The organism is Corynebacterium vitaeruminis, from assembly GCF_001054325.1.
In the GTDB taxonomy this organism is placed as follows: Bacteria; Actinomycetota; Actinomycetes; order Mycobacteriales; family Mycobacteriaceae; genus Corynebacterium; species Corynebacterium vitaeruminis_A.
Map to the genome: position 1 here is coordinate 1 of NZ_JVVM01000003.1, position 225 is coordinate 225.

A 225-nucleotide genomic window follows, 5' to 3' on the forward strand; every position below is an offset into this window, starting at 1 on the left:
ATAACCTTGCCAAGGTTAGGGTCGCGGGTTCGAGTCCCGTCATCCGCTCAGTGCAAAGCCCCCTTCTTTTAGAAGGGGGTTGCGCATGAAAGCTTTCATATAGCTTTTAACACAGCGCGATTAGCTCAGTGGGAGAGCGCTTCCCTGACACGGAAGAGGTCACTAGTTCAATCCTAGTATCGCGCACCACGTAAGCCCTAACGGGCGAACGTATTTGCGGATGTA

Annotated in this window: 1 tRNA gene; it reads left to right on the plus strand. The window is 52.4% G+C overall.

The features are described from left to right. Positions 1-114: 114 nt before the first annotated feature. Positions 115-189, plus strand: a tRNA-Val gene (locus tag ADA16_RS00875). Positions 190-225: the final 36 nt, after the last annotated feature.